The sequence below is a fragment of the Pantoea sp. Pa-EAmG genome (assembly GCF_030024295.1).
In the GTDB taxonomy this organism is placed as follows: Bacteria; Pseudomonadota; Gammaproteobacteria; order Enterobacterales; family Enterobacteriaceae; genus Pantoea; species Pantoea dispersa.
The window spans coordinates 1-17,176 of the sequence record NZ_JASEWO010000016.1 but is presented as its reverse complement, the minus strand read 5'-3'; the positions used below and the strand labels follow the sequence as shown (position 1 = coordinate 17,176).

General features: G+C 59.9%; 15 protein-coding genes. 7 read left to right on the top strand and 8 right to left on the bottom strand.

Going from position 1 to position 17,176, the window contains the following annotated elements:
- Positions 1 to 54: 54 nt before the first annotated feature.
- Positions 55 to 789 carry a flagellar brake protein gene (locus tag QMM04_RS04115; RefSeq protein WP_058757616.1) on the bottom strand — a complete coding sequence of 245 codons (735 nt, stop codon included), beginning with the start codon at positions 787 to 789 and terminating at the stop codon, positions 55 to 57.
- 184 nt (positions 790 to 973) lie between these two features.
- Between QMM04_RS04115 and QMM04_RS04110 the strand changes: the two genes are divergently transcribed.
- Complete coding sequence (locus QMM04_RS04110; protein ID WP_021506355.1) at positions 974 to 1,222, top strand: GlsB/YeaQ/YmgE family stress response membrane protein; 249 nt, start codon at positions 974 to 976, stop codon at positions 1,220 to 1,222.
- A gap of 62 nt (positions 1,223 to 1,284) precedes the next feature.
- Here the strand turns inward: QMM04_RS04110 and QMM04_RS04105 are convergent, their stop codons facing one another.
- On the bottom strand, positions 1,285 to 3,381 hold the full coding sequence (locus QMM04_RS04105; RefSeq protein ID WP_282995695.1) for a TonB-dependent siderophore receptor: 2,097 nt from the start codon (positions 3,379 to 3,381) through the stop codon (positions 1,285 to 1,287).
- A gap of 244 nt (positions 3,382 to 3,625) precedes the next feature.
- Positions 3,626 to 5,302 (bottom strand): alpha,alpha-trehalase TreA, encoded by a 1,677-nt coding sequence (treA, locus tag QMM04_RS04100; protein ID WP_058776498.1) that lies wholly within the window; start codon positions 5,300 to 5,302, stop codon positions 3,626 to 3,628.
- A 205-nt stretch (positions 5,303 to 5,507) separates the two neighbouring features.
- On the opposite strand from treA, the gene ghrA reads away from it, so the two are divergent.
- Genes ghrA through QMM04_RS04085 form a run of 3 tightly spaced genes read left to right on the top strand, consistent with a single transcriptional unit; the run spans position 5,508 to position 7,788 of the window.
- Positions 5,508 to 6,446, top strand: a complete 939-nt coding sequence (gene ghrA, locus QMM04_RS04095; protein WP_282995694.1) for a glyoxylate/hydroxypyruvate reductase GhrA — start codon at positions 5,508 to 5,510, stop codon at positions 6,444 to 6,446.
- 19 nt (positions 6,447 to 6,465) lie between these two features.
- The gene (locus QMM04_RS04090) at positions 6,466 to 7,203 is read left to right on the top strand and encodes a phosphatase (RefSeq protein ID WP_021506351.1); all 738 of its coding nucleotides are present in this window, start codon (positions 6,466 to 6,468) and stop codon (positions 7,201 to 7,203) included.
- A 27-nt stretch (positions 7,204 to 7,230) separates the two neighbouring features.
- Positions 7,231 to 7,788, top strand: a complete 558-nt coding sequence (locus QMM04_RS04085; RefSeq protein ID WP_282995693.1) for a molecular chaperone — start codon at positions 7,231 to 7,233, stop codon at positions 7,786 to 7,788.
- Between the two features lie 4 nt (positions 7,789 to 7,792).
- Here the strand turns inward: QMM04_RS04085 and QMM04_RS04080 are convergent, their stop codons facing one another.
- On the bottom strand, positions 7,793 to 9,154 hold the full coding sequence (locus QMM04_RS04080) for a CoA transferase (protein ID WP_282995692.1): 1,362 nt from the start codon (positions 9,152 to 9,154) through the stop codon (positions 7,793 to 7,795).
- Between the two features lie 46 nt (positions 9,155 to 9,200).
- Complete coding sequence (locus tag QMM04_RS04075; protein ID WP_058757622.1) at positions 9,201 to 10,085, bottom strand: EamA family transporter; 885 nt, start codon at positions 10,083 to 10,085, stop codon at positions 9,201 to 9,203.
- 186 nt (positions 10,086 to 10,271) lie between these two features.
- On the opposite strand from QMM04_RS04075, the gene QMM04_RS04070 reads away from it, so the two are divergent.
- Positions 10,272 to 10,985 (top strand): glutamine amidotransferase, encoded by a 714-nt coding sequence (locus tag QMM04_RS04070; protein ID WP_141495542.1) that lies wholly within the window; start codon positions 10,272 to 10,274, stop codon positions 10,983 to 10,985.
- Here QMM04_RS04070 and QMM04_RS04065 read toward each other — a convergent pair.
- Entirely contained in the window at positions 10,973 to 11,536 is a 564-nt protein-coding gene (locus tag QMM04_RS04065) for a methyltransferase (protein WP_150361712.1), read from the bottom strand. The two genes, QMM04_RS04070 and QMM04_RS04065, sit on opposite strands and share 13 nt — an antisense overlap.
- 272 nt (positions 11,537 to 11,808) lie before the next feature.
- Between QMM04_RS04065 and QMM04_RS04060 the strand changes: the two genes are divergently transcribed.
- Complete coding sequence (locus QMM04_RS04060; protein ID WP_104092836.1) at positions 11,809 to 13,329, top strand: aldehyde dehydrogenase family protein; 1,521 nt, start codon at positions 11,809 to 11,811, stop codon at positions 13,327 to 13,329.
- Between the two features lie 167 nt (positions 13,330 to 13,496).
- Positions 13,497 to 13,661 (top strand): hypothetical protein, encoded by a 165-nt coding sequence (locus QMM04_RS04055; RefSeq protein WP_021506344.1) that lies wholly within the window; start codon positions 13,497 to 13,499, stop codon positions 13,659 to 13,661.
- 71 nt (positions 13,662 to 13,732) lie between these two features.
- Here QMM04_RS04055 and fumA read toward each other — a convergent pair whose 3' ends face one another.
- On the bottom strand, positions 13,733 to 15,376 hold the full coding sequence (fumA, locus tag QMM04_RS04050; RefSeq protein ID WP_058769655.1) for a class I fumarate hydratase FumA: 1,644 nt from the start codon (positions 15,374 to 15,376) through the stop codon (positions 13,733 to 13,735).
- Between the two features lie 163 nt (positions 15,377 to 15,539).
- Positions 15,540 to 17,051 carry an anion permease gene (locus QMM04_RS04045; RefSeq protein WP_282995691.1) on the bottom strand — a complete coding sequence of 504 codons (1,512 nt, stop codon included), beginning with the start codon at positions 17,049 to 17,051 and terminating at the stop codon, positions 15,540 to 15,542.
- Between the last annotated feature and the right edge of the window lie 125 nt (positions 17,052 to 17,176).

Genomic DNA, 17,176 nt, shown 5'->3' with positions numbered 1-17,176 from the left:
AATGTGCAAGGAGAAAGCATAGACTACGCTGGCGTCGCGCGGGACGCCGGCGGTTTACTGGAAGCGATTGGCCTTGTCGCGCGCCAGCCGCTCCAGCGCAAAAATCACCTGCTGCAGCTGACGCTCCTGCACCGGTTCGATGGCGGTAAAACGGAAGCTAAGCCGCGGCGTGATGCGGGTTTCGTTCTTGCTGGTCACGGTGCTGCGCTCGCCGATGTGCAGCAGCTGTGCGGTCACTTCGAACTGGCCATATTCGCCCAGCTCAACGCGCAGCTTTTTGAAGGTATCGCCACGGTTAAGACCTTCCGGCAGCGCCTCATCCAGCAACACGCCGACGCCGCCGAGCGACAGATCCTGCAGGCGAAAGCGCGCGGTGCTGCCGTCTGGCCACTGGCTGTGGCAGTAAAATACCGGTTCGAGCGGCGCGTTGACGCGAAAGAACTCCCGGCGCTGAATCTGCCACACCAGGTCGGGCAGCGCGGCGGCAAAGGCGGGCAGGCCGTCATAATCGATGCGGGTTAATCCCTGCAGCCCAAACTCCACTTTGGCACCGTGGGTTTCGGCCGCAATATTCACTTCGCCACCCTGCAGTGCCAAATCATTGTCCAGCGCGTTGCTGCCGAGATCAAAAATCACCCGATCTTCATCCGCGGCCAGCAGCCGGCTGATGAACTGACCACGGGAGAAATTGACCATCAGCAGGGTTTGATAACGCAACAAATCCTTCATCACGTTCAACACCGCTAGCGTACCGCGCTTGAGATATTGTTCTTTATCGGCGTCTTTCACGTCCTGCTCCACCTGTCCGATTGCTATTTTACGAGTGCCACTGCTCTTCGTCGGTTATCGACCGGGGCGATAAAAGCTTTAGCCGGCGTGAACGAATTCATCATGATGTTGATGTAGCAGAGAAAAAATTCCCGGCTATACTTAGCGCGATGAACACCTTGATTCATAACGTAAGGAGCAGTAAATGGGTATTCTTTCATGGATTATTTTTGGTTTGATTGCCGGGATTATCGCTAAATGGATCATGCCAGGTAAAGATGGCGGCGGATTTATTTTGACCGTGGTACTCGGGATTGTCGGTGCGGTGGTGGGCGGCTGGATCAGTACCCTGTTCGGCTTTGGCCGGGTTGACGGCTTCAACTTTGGCAGCTTTGTGGTCGCGGTGATCGGTGCCATTGTGGTGCTGTGGATCTACCGTAAAGTCCGCAGCTGACGCCAAATCACGATTCAACAAGATCCGCAGTCCCGTCCGGGGCTGCGGATTTTTTTATGTCGTCAGAAATCGTAGCCGATTGTGGCGGTCAGCGTCCGCTCCGCGCCGCGATAGCAGTAACCGGTGCCGTAGCAGGCTGCCAGATACTTTTTATCCGTCAGATTGCGGGCATTCAGCTGCAGCCAGGCACCTTTCAGGCTCGACTGCCACGCGCCCAGATCGGCGCGCAGCGAGGCGTCAAACAGGGTCACCGACGGCAAACGGGTGGTGTTTTCGTTATCGGCCCACTGGCGACCAATGTAGCGCACCCCGGCACCCGCGCTCAGGCCGTAATCAAACTGATAATGCCCCCACAGCGACGCCATGCTATTTGGCGTGACGTACGGCGTATGGCCATCGTTGCCGTCCACGGAATCCTTAAAGCGCAGATGGTTGAGCGTATAACCGGCAATGGTGCTGAACCGTTCGGTCAGCTGGCTGCGCGCCTCCAGTTCAATGCCCTGCGCATGCACTTTGCCGGACGGGGTGTAGGTGCCGTCCTGCACGTTACGGTTGGCCACATCGTTCTGCGTCAGGTCGTACAGGGCCACGCTGTAGAGATCGCGCGTGCCGTTCGGCTGGTATTTCACCCCGGCTTCATACTGCTCTGAGGTGGTCGGTTTCAGCTGATTCCCGTCGGGATCGGTCAGCGAAGCCGGGGTAATCGCCTGGCTCCAGCTGACGTACGGCGACACGCCATTATCAAAGGCGTACAGCAGCGCGGCGCGGCCGCTGACGTGATCGTCCTGACGACGACTATTGCCATTCTCTGACACGATGCGGTCATAGCGACCAGACAAATCCAGATGCCAGCGCTGCCACGCCATCTCATCCTGCAGATAGAGGCCGCTCTGATAGTAGCGGCGCGTCTGTGCTGTCCAGAGGTAATCCGGCTGGCTGCCGATGGCCTCGCCGCTCCAGGCATTCAGCGGTGAGGCAGCGCCGCTGGCGTCGCTCAGATCATTTTTGTAGCGGTGATACTCCGCGCCGAGCGTGACGCGATGCTGCAGCGCACCGCTGGCAAACTCCGCCTGCAGCTGGTTATCGGTCGCCCATGCGCTGAGCGAAGAGCGCTCACCGGAGTAGTAGCGGTTGAGCAGGTCCGGATTGTCGCTGTTCCAGCCAATCTGGTACACCTGGTCGAGCGCCACGCTGGAATGGCTGTAGCTGCCGGTGCTGTGCACCGACCATACCTCATCGAAACGGTGCGAAAAGTCGTAGCCGTAAATCTGCTCATGACGTTTGAACTGATCCAGCGCGCTGTCGCCCTCATAAAAACCGTCGCTCAGCCAGCGGCCATTGTGGCTGTAAAGCGTGCCTTCCGCCGGCACCGAGCCGTGATAGCCGCCTGAGGGATCTTTTTGCAGATAAGCACGCAGCAGCAGGCTGGTGTCTTCATCCGGCTGCCATAGCAGCTGGGGTGACAGCGCGTATTTCTCTTCGCGCGTGTGGTCGTACTGGGTATCGCTGTTGCGCGTGATGCCGGCCAGGCGGTACGCCCATTGATCGTTAATCGCGTCGGTGTAATCAAAGGCGGCGCTGTTACTGGCATTGCTGCCGGTGGCGAAGCGTAAATGGCCCTGTGAAGCAAACTGCGGCCGCTTCGTGACCATGTTCACCAGCCCGCCCGGCACCGTCTGGCCATAAAGGGCAGAAGAGGGGCCTTTAATTACGTCGATGCGGTCAAGGAACCAGTTATCCACCTGCAGGATGTTGAAGCTGCCGCCGTCGCTCATCACGCGCAGACCGTCAAGGAAGGTGTTGTCGACGTCACCGCCGTGGAAACCGCGCAGCGAAATGGTGTCGTAACGCGTGGCCGCGCCACCAAAGTTGGTGAAAACCCCCGGGGTATAGCCCAGCGCCTGGTTCAGATCCTGCGCGCCCTGATCGTCAATCTGCTGACGCGTCACCACGGAAATGGACTGCGGCGTGGTGACGAGTGGACGATCGCTTTTCGTGGCGCCGCTGCGGGTGGCGAGATAGCCCGCCGTGGGCGAGGTGGCGCTCTCCTGCGGCTGTGCGGTGACCACCAGAGAGGGTTCGGCAACGCCGAGTGCCGGAAACGCCAGCGCCAGCGCGCACAGCAGCCGGCCACGGTTAAGGGGGAACAGCGCGGTCATAATGATTCCTTTGGCTGAGAACAAAAGCCGCACCACACCAGCGCGGCGGTTAATGATGAGAAAAAGAGTCATTTTAAGATTGAGAATTATTATCTTTTAGTAAGGGGTGTTTCAAGATGTAAAAGATAAGTAATGAAAAAGTGTGATGCGCAGGGGGATGCCGCAACGCCGGGCGTGGTCATCGCCTGGCTTTGGCATCGGGCTTGAAAAGCAGGTGCGCACGGCGGCGCACCTGACGTCAGGGTTATTTCGCCGCGTTTAGCGTCGGCATTGAGGGAATGTCGCGTGTGCTGTTACAGGTTTTATCTTTCGGACAATACTTATCCAGCAGCTTCAGCGTTACGCCGTTAGTCCAGCCAAAACCGTCCTGCAGCGGATACTCGCCGCCACCACCACCGCCCAGTTGGGCACCGTCGACCACATACTTCTCAACCAGCTTGTGTTCGCGATCGTAAGTTTGCTGCACATTTTGCAGGAAGCGCTGACCAATCTGCTGTGCCAGCTGGTTCTGCTTGTAGTGCTCCAGACCTTCGACCGCTACCCACTGCAGCGGGGCCCAGCCGTTAGGCGCATCCCACTGCTGGCCGTTGTTTACCGTCGTGGTGACCAGCCCGCCCGGTTTCAGCAGCTGTTTTTCCACGGCGGCGGCGGTACGTTCCGCCTGTTTGTCGCCCGCCAGCTGCATATACAGCGGGAACAGCGTGGCGGCGGTGAGCTGATTGTGCACCTGCTTTTTCTGGAAATCGTAGTCGGCATACCAGCCCTGTTTGTCATCCCACAGGTAACGATTGATCGCTGCCTGGCGCTTCTCTGCATCCGCCGCAAACTGCTGCGCTTTATCATTCTGTTTTGCCAGCTTCGCGGCTTTCGCCAGCGTCTGCTCCAGGTGGAACAGCAGGCTGTTGAGGTCAACCGGGGCCAGCTGGGTGGTGCGAATCGAGGCCAGATTGTGCGCATCGGTGAACCAGCGTGAACTGAAGTCCCAGCCCGAGGCGGCGCCCGCGCGCAGATCGCGATACACCTGCTGTTTATTGCGCTCAGGCGCTTTTTTCGCGGTGTTGACATCGTCCAGCCAGGATTCGGTGCGCGGCACGTCACGGTCATCCCAGTAGCGATTGAGCAGGGTGCCGTCGCTCAGCTTCACCACGCGCTTGCTCGCCTGGCCAGCAGCCACCTTGTCGCTGTCCGCCATCCAGTAGTCATACTCTTTTTGCAGCTGTGGCAGATACTGGCGGTAGACATCATCTCCCTTGTGGCTGGCCAGCAAATCCACCATCAGGCTGAAGAACGGCGGCTGCGAGCGGCTGAGATAGTAGCTGCGGTTGCCGTTAGGGATGTGGCCGTACTTGTCCAGCTCGCTGGCGAAGTTGTCCACCATATCCTGCACCCGATCCCAGTGGCCGCTCTCTGCCAGCCCGAGCATGGTGAAGTAGCTGTCCCAGTAATAGACTTCGCGGAAACGCCCGCCCGGCACCACGTACGGTTTCGGCAGTGGCAGCAGCGAATCGTACTGGCTGGCCGTTGGCGTGCTGCGCGTCAGCACCGGCCACAGGCCATTGATGTGCGCGCGCAGGCTCTGGCCGGCGGGCGGCACGTATTTATCCTGCGCTTTGGGCAGGGTGAAGTTGGTGTCCACGAAGCGCCTGAGATCGAAATTACGCTGACCTTTCTGCATCTGCCAGTCGGCGAGAATCGACGCCGGATCATATTTGGGGACCGCATCGGCAAAGGTTTTCTGGTCCGGATAAAATCTGGCCTGCTGCACGGCACTGAATAGTGGGCCGAGTCGCACATCCGGCGGCTGCGGCTGGGCGCTGAGCATGCGGCTGTTATCCTCAGCATGCACAGCAGACGCGCTCAGCAGCGCCGCGCTGAGCAACAGGGTAAGACGCGCAGGCGTAAACACTACATTTTTTATCATCGGTTTTTCTCCTTGTCCGAAAAGGTGGTGCGCTAACGCATTGACCACCCGAACAACTTTAGACGTTAACGCGCCGCTTAGCCTTTTGCAGCGGCGGAAATGTGAAGCCTTCGCGATTAATCGCCGGAAAATTGCGGTGCCGCGCGGGTTTTTACTTGCCCTGCGCCGCTATTTGACTGAGGCTGAAAGAAAAAAGGAGAGCAGTATGGAGATCATCTGGTATCACCCGTCGCTGAATCCGCAGCCGTGGCTGGACGGCATGCGCCAGCGACTGCCAGCTGTGCGCATCCGCCACTGGCAGCCGGGCGACAGTGCCCCCGCCGACTACGCCATTGTGCGATCGCCGCCGGTGGAGATGCTGGCGGGACGGGCGCTGCGTGGCGTATTCGCCATGGGGGCCGGCGTGGACGAAATTTTGCGGCAGCTGCGCACGCACCCTGAGATGCTGGCTGACGCGGTGCCGCTCTACCGGCTGGAAGACACCGGCATGGCACGCCAGATGCAGGAGTATGCGAACTGGTGCGTGCTGGGCTGGTTCCGCCGCTTCGCCGACTATCACCAGCAGCAGCGACAGGCGCTGTGGCAGCCGCTGCCGGACCGCGAACGTGCTGATTTTACCATTGGCGTGCTGGGGGCAGGCGTGCTTGGCCGTAGCGTGCTGGAGAGCCTGCGCCAGTGGGGCTTCCCGCTGCGCTGCTGGAGCCGCTCGCCGAAGCAGATAGCGGGGGTCACCACCTTTCACGGCCGCGACCAGCTGGCGGATTTTCTCGCTGACAGTCAGGTATTAATTGATTTGCTGCCCGCCACGCCGGAAACCAGCAACCTGATCGATGGCGCCTTTCTCCGCGCGCTACCGCGCGGCGCCTGTTTCCTCAATCTCGCGCGCGGTGCGCACGTGGTGGAGGCCGATCTGCTGGCGGCGCTGGAGAGCGGTCAGCTGGCCGCCGCCGCGCTGGACGTATTCCAGGTGGAACCGCTGCCAGCCGCGAGTCCGCTGTGGTCTCATCCGCGTGTCATGATTACCCCGCATAATGCCGCCACCACCTTGCCGCATGAGGCGATGGACTATATCGCCGGTGCCATCACGGCACTGGAGCAGGGCCAACAGCCGCGCGGTCTGGTCGATCGCCAGCGTGGCTATTAATTCAGCAGAGGAGAAGAGGATGTATCCCGTCGATTTACATATGCACACCGTGGCCAGCACCCATGCGTACAGCACGCTGCACGATTACGTCGCGCAGGCGAAACAGAACGGCCTGAAGCTGTTCGCCATTACCGATCACGGTCCGGACATGGCCGATGCGCCGCACTACTGGCATTTTGTGAATATGCGCATCTGGCCGCGCGTGATTGACGGCGTCGGCGTGCTGCGCGGCATTGAAGCCAACATCAAAAATCAGCAGGGTGAGATTGATTGCAGCGGGCCGATGCTGGATGCGCTGGATCTGATCGTCGCCGGCTTCCATGAGCCGGTCTATGCGCCGCGCGACAAGGCTCACCACACCGAAGCGATGATCGCCACCATGGCCAGCGGACTGGTGCACATCATCAGCCATCCGGGCAACCCGAAATTCCCGGTGGATATTCGCGCCATCGCGGAAGCCGCCGCGCACTACGATGTGGCGCTGGAGATCAACAACTCGTCGTTTACCCATTCGCGTCCGGGCAGTGAACCTAACTGCCGCGCGATTGCGGAAGCGGTGCGTGACGCCGGTGGCCGGCTGGCGTTTGGCTCCGATTCGCACACCGCCTTTACGCTCGGTGATTTCGAACACTGCCTGCGTATTACGCGCGAAGTGGATTTTCCGCAGGATCGCGTGTTAAATGTCACGCCGCGTCGCCTGCTCGACTTTCTCGAACAGCGCACCGGCAAACACATTGCGGAATTTGCCGACTTTTAACTTTTTTGCCTCAAGGAATTCTGTTGCATGAATGAGTTTTCCATTCTCTGCCGCGTCATCGGCTCGCTGTTTAATCGCCAGCCGCAGGACCCGCTGCTGGTGCCGCTGTTCACCCTGCTGCGCGAAGGCAAACTGAAAGATCAGTGGCCGCTGGAGCAGGATGAACTGCTGACCCGGCTGCAGCAGAATAGCGATCCACAGGCGCTGGCGGCGGATTACAATGCGCTGTTCGTCGGCAGCGACTGCAGCGTACCGCCGTACGCCTCACAGTGGCCGAACGGACCGCAGGAAGCCGAGGTGCGGGCGTTTTTAACCTCACGCGGTATGCCACTGAGCGAGTCGCCGGTCGATCACTTTGGCGTGCTGCTGCTGGCGGCCTCCTGGCTGGAAGATCAGTCTGCAGAAGATGAGGCGGCGGCCCAGCTGGCGCTGTTCGATGACTACCTGCTGCCGTGGTGCGGCGCCTTCCTCGGTAAAGTGGAAGCCCACGCCACCACCGCGTTTTATCGCACGCTGGCGGCGCTGAGCCGTGAGGCGATTCAGGCGATGTATGACGAACTGCGTGAAGAGGGCGACGACGCCTGAGTCGTCACCAGCAGGGATGGCTGCTGCCGGGCAGCTGCGCCGGTGCCGCGCATAGCATCGGCGTACCGGGCAGATAAGCCGCGGCGCGCAGGCGCTCGCCAATCCCCCAGCGATTGATCTCCAGCGCGCTCAGCGCATCGTGCGGCTGCGGCGTAATGCCGCGCTGTTCGCCTTGTGGCGCTGCGCCGTGCTGCTGAAGCAGCAGCGCGGTACGCGCCAGCGACAAACGCGCCTGCCAGCCGGTGCCGTTAATTCGGCGCTGGCGTAATCCTTCCAGCACCGCGGCCGCCATCATATAGCCGGTGGCGTGATCCAGCGCCTGCACCGGCAGCGGCGTCGGTTTAACGCCTGCCTGCCAGCGCATACCCTGTTCGGCGATGCCGCAGGCCATCTGCACCAGGCTGTCAAAACCGCGCCGGTTGCGCCACGGCCCGTGCCAGCCCCAGGCGTTGAGGCTGACATCCACCAGCCCCGGCGCCAGCCGCTGACGGCTCTCCGCATCCAGCCCCAGCTTTTCCAGTGCGTCCGCGCGGTAGCCGTGCACCAGCACATCCGCATGCTGTAGCAGCGTAATCAGCCGATCGCGCCCGGCGCGGGTTTTGATATCCAGCTGCGCGCAGCGTTTGCCGCAGTTGATCTCCTCTTCCAGCGTCGGTTCACGCCAGCCGGGCGGATCGATGCGCAGCACCTGCGCGCCGAGGCTGGCCAGAAAGCGGGTCGCTACCGGTCCGGCAATGATGCGCGTCAGATCCAGCACCCGCACGCCCAGCAGCGGTCGCGCCGGCAGCAGCGCCCAGCCCGGCGTGGGCGCTTCGCCGGTTGCCCGTTGGGCAATCAGCGCTTCTTCGCTTACCGCCAGCCCCTGCGCGTGCTGCTGCCACTGCTGTGCGCTGCGCATCCAGGCGGCACAGCCGCCGGCGTCGATCACGGCCTGCTCCAGCGCGTGTCCCTGCCAGCGTGCCACCACCGCCGCCAGCGATGACCGATCGGCGTGCTCGCCCAGCACGCGCGCCATGGCGGCGCGATGATGCGGTGCGTTGGTGTGCAGGCGGATCCAGCCATCCTCGCACGGATAGTCACCGGCCAGCGCATCCCACTGGGCGGCTGGCGGACGGTTCAGCGGCGTCAGGCTGTGCTGAAACCAGCGCGAGGCCAGCCGGACGTTAATGCTGACCGGGGCCGGACGCCCCAGCAGATCGCTCAGCGCCTGGCTGGAGAGGCCGATGCTGGTGGCGGCGAGTTCGCTAACGGCAAAAGCCGAGGGGAAGCTGTCGGTCTGAAGAAAGTGGATCGTCGGCGCGTGTTCCGCACCCCGCAATCCCTGCCACAGTTGCTGCCACAATGCGGCAGCGCGTTGAGAATCCATGCTAAACCTCCGGAAAACACGCGAGCTTCAAGCATAGCAGAGTGGATTAGCGGCGGCGCAGGCGCGGAAAGCGGGCATGCATGCGCAGGTTACGCAGGTTAATCACCGCAATCGCCGTCCCCAGCACCACCAGCGAGGCTCCAAGGATTTTGAAGCTGTTCATGCTGTCACCCAGCACCAGCACGCCCATCAGTACCGCCAGCACCGGCGTCAGCAGCGAGTAGGGCATGATCAGGTTGACGTTATATTTTTTCAGCAGCGCGTACCACAGCGTGTAGGCGACAATCGACGAGGCGAGGGCGCTGTACAGGATGCCAAACCAGCCGCGCCAGCCGGCGTGGCTCAGCGCGGTAAACTGCTGCGATTCGGTCAGCCACGAGGCCGCGCCGACAATCGGCACCGCAAGGAAAGAGATCCAGCCGGTAAGCGTCAGCGGTTTAATCGGCGGTGACTTTTTCACAATCATATTGCTCACTGCCCAGCCGGTGGCGCTGCACAGCAGAATACACAGCACCCACCACGCCGGAATTGTCGGGCTGCCGGAGAGCACCACCACCCCGGCCAGCGAGATGGCGATACCGCACAGCTGCACCAGCCGCAGTTTCTCCTTCAGCACCACCATCGCCAGCAGCATGGCAATCGGCGTGCCCAGCTGGACCACAATGGCCCCGGTGCCGGCATCGGTATAGCGCATGCCGACAAACAGCAGCGAAAAGTGCATGAAGCCAAAAGTAAACGCCAGCGTCAGCAGCCACGGCAGCTGGGCGCGCGTGATGCGGCAAAACGGCACCAGCACGATAGCCACCACCACAAAGCGCATCCAGGTCAGAAACAGCGGCGGAAGCTCCAGCAATCCCCACTTTATCGCCACGTTATTAAACGCCCAGATGCACACCACCATCAGAACCAGAAAAAAATGCCGCACCGCCACGCTGCTGTCCTTTGTTTTATCGATGTTGTCACCGTCTAATGATGGCACGAAGGCGATCGGTTAGCGCACGCGGGCGACGCTTTTTTTCGTAATGGCATTAGCTTATGCCGAAAAATCCAGGACAGGGGGCAAATTTACTGTCAGAGTGGATGTCCGAAACACGATCATTTGAGGACCGTATTCGGCATGACACAGATCCGCACCTTACCCCTTGCTCTGATTCAACTCGAAACGCCGCCGCCGCAGGTGGTGGCAAAAATTGGTGAACAACCACAGTGGTTTATTGAAGCCCTGGCGCTACAGCCGGATGATTATGTCATTGTGCGGCCGCATCTCGGGGAAGAGCTGCCGGCTTTCTCTGGCATCAGCGGTGCGATTTTCAGCGGTTCGTGGGCGATGGTGACCGATCACGCCGACTGGAGCGAGCGCACCGCCGCCTGGATTCGTGCGGCCATCGACGCGCAACTGCCGCTGCTCGGCGTTTGCTATGGTCATCAGCTGATGGCCTATGCGCTGGGCGGTAAAGTGGGCGATAACCCGAACGGCTGGGAGCGCGGGCTTAAAACCCTGACGCGCACCCCGCACCGCGATCCGTGGCTGGCACAGTTGCCAGAGGCCTTCCCGGCGTGGTTGTCGCACCGCCAGTCGGTGCTGGTACCGCCGCCGCAGGCACAGGTGCTGGCGCGTTCAGCGCTGGATGGTTGTCAGATCCTGCGCTATTCGCCGCAGGCGCTGTCAGTGCAGTTCCATCCGGAGTTCGACCATAACATCATGACCGCCTGTCTGCCTTCCGGCGTCAGCGATGATGGCGCGCAGCTGTCTGGCGAAGACTGGGCGCGCGAGCTGCTGCAGCGTTTCTGGCAGCAGACGCGCCCGCAGGCGCAGGCTCAGGGCGCGTAATGCCGCGTGCAGCGATAAACCCAGGCGGGTGGCATATTTTTCAGCACCCGCTGGCGCTGCCAGGTGAAGTAGCGTGACAGGCTGGGCTGCGTCAGCGAGGTGTACTGAAACTGGACAAACACGCCGCGCGGCCCCAGTCCTTCATGCACTGCGCTGAGAATGGCGTCGCGCGTTACGGGCGGCAGCGACAGCAGCGGCAGGCCGGAAAAAATCACGTCGTACTCCCCGGACAGATACTCTGCGGAGCAGGCGCGCACCTGCATGCGCGCATCGTTCCAGCGACGTAACCCTTTCACCAGCTCGGGACTGATTTCAAACACATCCAGCTGCGCCTGCGGTGCCATATGTGCCAGCAGATGACGGGTCAGCACGCCGTCGCCGGCGCCCAGCTCGGCAATGCGCAGGCTGTGCTCCCAGTTGACCGTTTCACACATGGCGCGACACAGGGCGGCTGAAGAGGGCGTGATGCTGCCCATTTTGCGCGGATTGCGGATAAATTGCTGAACGAAGTTCGCTTTGGCGCGCATTACCATCAGGGCTGAAGCCAGCATCTTGTTCTCCTGTTCACGGGTCTGCTTCATATTGACCGCACAAATCGCACATGTTCCGCTTTTCATCACGCTTATGGCCAAACTCGGAATTATCTGTCTGCGACAGGCGCAGGTTATGGCGTGACGGCAGGGCGGTGGCGTCATGCCGCATTTTCCTTCGGTGCGGTCACAGTTTCCCGCTGCGCGATCTGACAGGCTGGCATTGTTCGTTCAATGTTAATAACAAGTTTCATAGTTGTTACTCGCCACTCTGTCCCGCAAGGAGAAACACCATGCGTTACGCTGCTCCGGGAGAAACCGGTTCTCTCATCCATCTGCAATCGCGTTATGGCAACTTTATCAACGGCGAGTTTGTGCCGCCGGTGAACGGTAACTACTTCGTCAACACCACGCCGATTAATGGCTCGACCATCGGCGAATTTCCGCGCTCGGATAAACAGGATATCGACAACGCCGTCGCCGCCGCACAGGCCGCTGCGGACGCATGGGGCAAAACCTCGCCGCAGGCGCGTTCGCTGCTGCTGCTGAAAATTGCCGACCGGCTGGAAGCCAATCTGGAAGCCATCGCGGTCAATGAAACCTGGGATAACGGTAAGCCGGTGCGTGAAACCCTGGCGGCTGATTTGCCGCTGGCGGTTGACCACTTCCGCTACTTTGCCGGCTGCGTGCGCGCCCAGGAAGGCACCGCGGCAGAGATTGACGAGTTCACCGCCGCCTACCACTTTCATGAGCCGCTTGGGGTCGTCGGACAAATTATCCCGTGGAACTTCCCGCTGCTGATGGCGGCGTGGAAACTGGCGCCGGCGCTGGGTGCCGGTAACTGCGTGGTGCTGAAGCCCGCCGAACAGACGCCGCTCTCCATTACCCTGTTGATGGAGCTGATTAAAGACCTGGTGCCGCCGGGCGTGATTAACGTGGTGCACGGCTACGGCAAAGAGGCCGGCGAGGCGCTGGCTTCGCATCCGGGTATCGCCAAAATCGCTTTTACCGGATCGACCGCCACCGGCGGCCACATTCTTGAGCTGGCGGCAAAAAGCCTGATCCCGTCCACCGTCGAGCTGGGCGGCAAGTCGCCCAACATTTTCTTCGAAGACATCATGCGGGCGGAGGAGAGCTTCATCGAAAAAGCGGCCGAAGGCGTGGTGCTGGGCTTCCTCAATCAGGGCGAAGTCTGTACCTGTCCGTCACGCGCGCTGGTGCAGGAGTCGATTTTTGAGCCGTTTATGGCGGCGGTGATGAAGCGCATCCAGACCATTAAACGTGGCGATCCGCTCGACACTGAGACCATGATCGGCGCGCAGGCGTCGCAGCAGCAGTTCGACAAAATTCTCTCTTACCTGGAGATTGCGCAGCAGGAGGGCGCGCAGGTGCTGCACGGCGGTGGGGTGGAGAAAATCGGTGAAGCGTTTGCCAGCGGTTACTACATTCAGCCGACGCTGCTGAAAGGTGATAACAGCATGCGCGTCTTCCAGGAGGAGATTTTCGGACCGGTGGTCGGCGTGCTGACCTTTAAAGATGAAGCGGAAGCGATTGCCATCGCCAACGATTCGATTTACGGCCTCGGTGCGGGCGTGTGGACGCGCGATATCAACCGTGCTTACCGCGTAGGTCGCGCGATCAAAGCCGGTCGCGTCTGGACCAACTGCTATCACCTCTATCCGGCGCACGCCGCGTTTGGCGGCTATAAAAAATCCGGTATTGGCCGTGAAACCCACAAAATGATGCTCGATCACTATCAGCAGACCAAAAATTTGCTGGTCAGCTACAGCACGCAACCTCTCGGCTTTTTCTGATTTAACCGGCAGCGGTGCGCGCCGCTGCCGCCTTCATGGCAACGTCACACAGCCCTGTCACAGTGCTGACAGAAAAAACAGATTATTCCCCCTGTTATTAAGACGCGTCTTGTCGATATTAAGAGACGTGAGTTTATACAGTAACGCACCGTTTTTAAGGAGAGAAGATGAACACCCTGTACCACTTTCAGGAGCAGCACGACGAAGTGCTGGATGCGGTCGAAGAGAATATCATTACCGTAAATCTGCCGGGCCGCCAGGCAATCTACGTGATTGGCCAGAACGACGACGATGCCGATCTGTTGCTGGACGTGCAGCTGCGCGGTGTGTGAGCGCCGCAGGGTCTGGCAGACAAAAAAAATCCGCAGCTTTTACGCCGCGGATTTTTTTATAGCTGGCCGGCTTATTTCACGCAGGCAGCACACTGGTTGTGGATTTGCTGGAAGAAGTCGTTGCCTTTGTCATCCACCAGGATGAACGCCGGGAAGTTCTCCACTTCAATTTTCCAGATCGCTTCCATGCCCAGTTCAGCATACTCCACGCACTCCAGACTCTTAATGCTTTGCTGCGCCAGCACCGCCGCCGGGCCGCCAATACTGCCCAGATAGAAGCCGCCGTGTTTATGGCAGGCATCCGTGACCTGCTGGCTGCGGTTACCTTTGGCCAGCATCACCATGCTGCCGCCGTTAGCCTGCAGCAGATCGACGTAGGAGTCCATGCGGCCGGCGGTGGTCGGACCGAGTGAACCGGACGCGTAACCTTCCGGCGTTTTCGCCGGGCCTGCATAGTACACCGGGTGATCTTTGATGTACTGCGGCAGACCTTCGCCGTTGTCGATGCGCTCTTTCAGTTTGGCGTGCGCAATATCACGCGCCACGATGATGGTGCCGTTCAGCGACAGACGCGTCGCCACCGGGTAAGCGGAAAGCTGGGCGAGGATCTCGCTCATCGGGCGATTGAGATCGACGCTGACCACTTCGCCTTCGCCCTGCTGACGCAGCGCTTCCGGGATATAGCGACCCGGATTGTCTTCCAGCTTCTCGATCCAGATGCCTTCGCGGTTAATTTTGGCTTTGATGTTGCGGTCAGCCGAGCAGGAAACGCCCATGCCTACCGGGCAGGATGCGCCGTGACGCGGCAGACGCACCACGCGGATATCGTGAGCAAAATATTTACCACCAAACTGCGCGCCCAGGCCGAGTTTCTGCGAGGCTTCCAGCAGTTCCTGTTCCAGCTGCACGTCACGGAACGCCTGACCGTGTTCGTTACCTTCGGTCGGCAGCGAATCATAATAGTGGGTTGACGCCAGTTTCACGGTTTTCAGCGTGCTCTCAGCGGAAGTGCCGCCGATGACAAACGCAATGTGGTACGGCGGACAGGCCGCAGTGCCGAGCGACATCATTTTATCGATCAGGTAGTTTTTCAGCTTCGCTGGTGTGATCAGCGCTTTGGTTTCCTGATACAGATAAGTTTTGTTAGCAGAACCGCCACCTTTGGCGATGCACAGGAATTTGTATTCGTCGCCGTCAACGCTGTAGAGATCGATCTGCGCCGGCAGGTTGGTGCCGGTGTTGACCTCTTTGTACATATCGAGCGGCGCATTCTGCGAGTAGCGCAGGTTATCTTCGATAAAGGTGTTGTAAACGCCCTGAGACAGCGCAGCTTCATCGCCACCGCCGGTCCAGACGCGCTGGCCTTTTTTACCCATGATGATGGCGGTACCGGTGTCCTGGCAGGTCGGCAGCACGCCTTTGGCGGCGATTTCCGAGTTGCGCAGGAACTGCAGCGCCACGTATTTGTCGTTCTGACTGGCTTCATCGTCCGCCAGAATCGACGCCACCTGCTGCTGATGTGAGGCGCGCAGCATAAAAGAGGCATCGTGGAACGCCTGCTGTGCCAGCAGCGTCAGCGCTTTCGGGTCGACTTTCAGGACTTCTTCGCCGTCAAAGTTGGCCACCGAAACATGGTCGCGGCTCAGCAGATAGTACTCGGTATCATCTTTGGCGAGAGGAAAGGGATTCTGGTAGTAGAAGGGTTTGTTCGACATGTTGGCTCACTTAGCTTCGTGTTGCCCGCCAGCATGACGGGCGACAAATAGGCGATCTGTTTTTCGATTTTTCTCTCGCCAGCCTCCGCAGGGGCTGACTGGCGAGCATCATAACACTTTCACGGTCATACGCGGCTCCGTTTTTAACATCGGAGCAACATCATCAGAACATCATCACCATCCATGGGTAGGCGATAACCATCAGAGCAACCAGGAAGATGGCACCAAAGATGGTCCCGAGACGCCAGTAGTCTTTGGTTGGCAGGTAGCCGCTACCGTAGTAAATCGGGCTTGGGCCCGTGCCGTACGGGGTGATAATGCCCATCACACCCAGTGAGGTACACATCATCAGGCAGAACACCGGCATGTTGATGCCCGGAATCGAGGCGGCAATGGTCAGCATGGCAGGCAGCAGGGCGGTGGTGTGCGCCGTGGTGCTGGCGAACAGATAGTGCAGCAGGTAGAAGGCCACCAGCAGTACCACCGCGGAAACCTGCGGGTCGTAGCCGTGCAGCAGCAGCGCACCCTCTTTACCCAGCCAGGCGATGAAGCCTACGCGCGCCAGTCCATCAGCCAGCGCGACCAGCGTGGCAAACCAGGCAAAGGTGTTCCAGGCGGCTTTGTTGCTGGTGATGTCGTTCCAGTTCAGCACGCCGGTCCACAGCATCAGCACGATAACCAGCAGAGCGGCCATCGCCGGTTCAATCCACGCAGTGGCGAAGATCCACATCATCAGCGCGGCGACCACGAACACCAGCAGCAGAATTTCATTGCGCGACAGCGGACCCAGTTTCTCCAGCTCGGCTTTAGCCCAGCGTGGCACTTCGTCATTCACTTTTACTTCTGGTGGATAGAGCCAGTAAGCCAGCAGCGGCATGGTAAGAATCAGCAGGATCCCCAGCGGCAGGAAGGCGAGGAACCACATGCCCCACGAGATATCAAAGCCAACCACGCTTTTAACCAGCGCCAGCGCCAGCAGGTTAGGAGCCAGCGCGGAGAGGAACATTGAGCTGGTGATACAGGCGGCGGTGATAGCAACCCACATCAGGTAAGAACCAATTTTGCGTGCGCTTGGATCGTTAGGTTTAGAACCGTACAGCGGCGGCAGGTTGGCAATGATGGGATAGATCGTCCCGCCGCTGCGCGCGGTGTTGGACGGCGTAAACGGTGCCAGCAGCAGGTCGGCAAAGGTGATGGCATAGCCGAGCGTCAGGCTGCGACGGCCGAGATATTTCACCAGAATCAGCGCCAGGCGGCGACCGAACTGGGTTTTATCGTAGCCGGCGGCAAACATGAAGGCGCCGAAAATCAGCCACACGGTGGAGTTGCCGAAGCCGCTCACCGCCCATTTAAACGCCTGTCCAGCCGTTTTGAACTTCGGATCGGCCAGTTCTGCCGGGCTGAACAGCACGTACTGGCTGAACAGCGCGATGATCACCACGCCGGTCAGGCCGATGACCGCGCCCGGCAGCGGTTCGAAGATCAGGCCGACAATCACCCCGACGAAGATGGCGAAGAAGTGCCATGCATACGGTTCCAGCCCGGCAGGGGTGGGCACCAGCAGCAACAGCACGGCAACCACGATCGGCAGGCACAACATGACTAGCCGGTTCTTTTTCCCCGGTGCGGCAGGTGGCGCCTTTAGGGGTTCACTCTGGGTTGTTTGTGTATTCATAGTTTTGGTCTGCAAGTTATGGGAATGCGATTGACGGCCCGGTCGGGTTGATTTTTTTAGTTACGAAACGCTTGTAGCAGATCAACCGGGACGTTTTAAAGTGTCTTTTACATGAATCTTCGTTA

Bases quoted from the DNA above. Each gene is read 5' to 3' on its own strand.
- QMM04_RS04110 (WP_021506355.1), top strand. From the start codon at position 974: ATGGGTATTCTTTCATGGATTATTTTTGGTTTGATTGCCGGGATTATC.
- QMM04_RS04105 (WP_282995695.1), bottom strand. From the start codon at position 3,381: ATGACCGCGCTGTTCCCCCTTAACCGTGGCCGGCTGCTGTGCGCGCTG.
- treA (WP_058776498.1), bottom strand. From the start codon at position 5,302: ATGATAAAAAATGTAGTGTTTACGCCTGCGCGTCTTACCCTGTTGCTC.
- ghrA (WP_282995694.1), top strand. From the start codon at position 5,508: ATGGAGATCATCTGGTATCACCCGTCGCTGAATCCGCAGCCGTGGCTG.
- QMM04_RS04090 (WP_021506351.1), top strand. From the start codon at position 6,466: ATGTATCCCGTCGATTTACATATGCACACCGTGGCCAGCACCCATGCG.
- QMM04_RS04085 (WP_282995693.1), top strand. From the start codon at position 7,231: ATGAATGAGTTTTCCATTCTCTGCCGCGTCATCGGCTCGCTGTTTAAT.
- QMM04_RS04080 (WP_282995692.1), bottom strand. From the start codon at position 9,154: ATGGATTCTCAACGCGCTGCCGCATTGTGGCAGCAACTGTGGCAGGGA.
- QMM04_RS04070 (WP_141495542.1), top strand. From the start codon at position 10,272: ATGACACAGATCCGCACCTTACCCCTTGCTCTGATTCAACTCGAAACG.
- QMM04_RS04065 (WP_150361712.1), bottom strand. From the start codon at position 11,536: ATGCTGGCTTCAGCCCTGATGGTAATGCGCGCCAAAGCGAACTTCGTT.
- QMM04_RS04060 (WP_104092836.1), top strand. From the start codon at position 11,809: ATGCGTTACGCTGCTCCGGGAGAAACCGGTTCTCTCATCCATCTGCAA.
- QMM04_RS04055 (WP_021506344.1), top strand. From the start codon at position 13,497: ATGAACACCCTGTACCACTTTCAGGAGCAGCACGACGAAGTGCTGGAT.
- fumA (WP_058769655.1), bottom strand. From the start codon at position 15,376: ATGTCGAACAAACCCTTCTACTACCAGAATCCCTTTCCTCTCGCCAAA.
- QMM04_RS04045 (WP_282995691.1), bottom strand. From the start codon at position 17,051: ATGAATACACAAACAACCCAGAGTGAACCCCTAAAGGCGCCACCTGCC.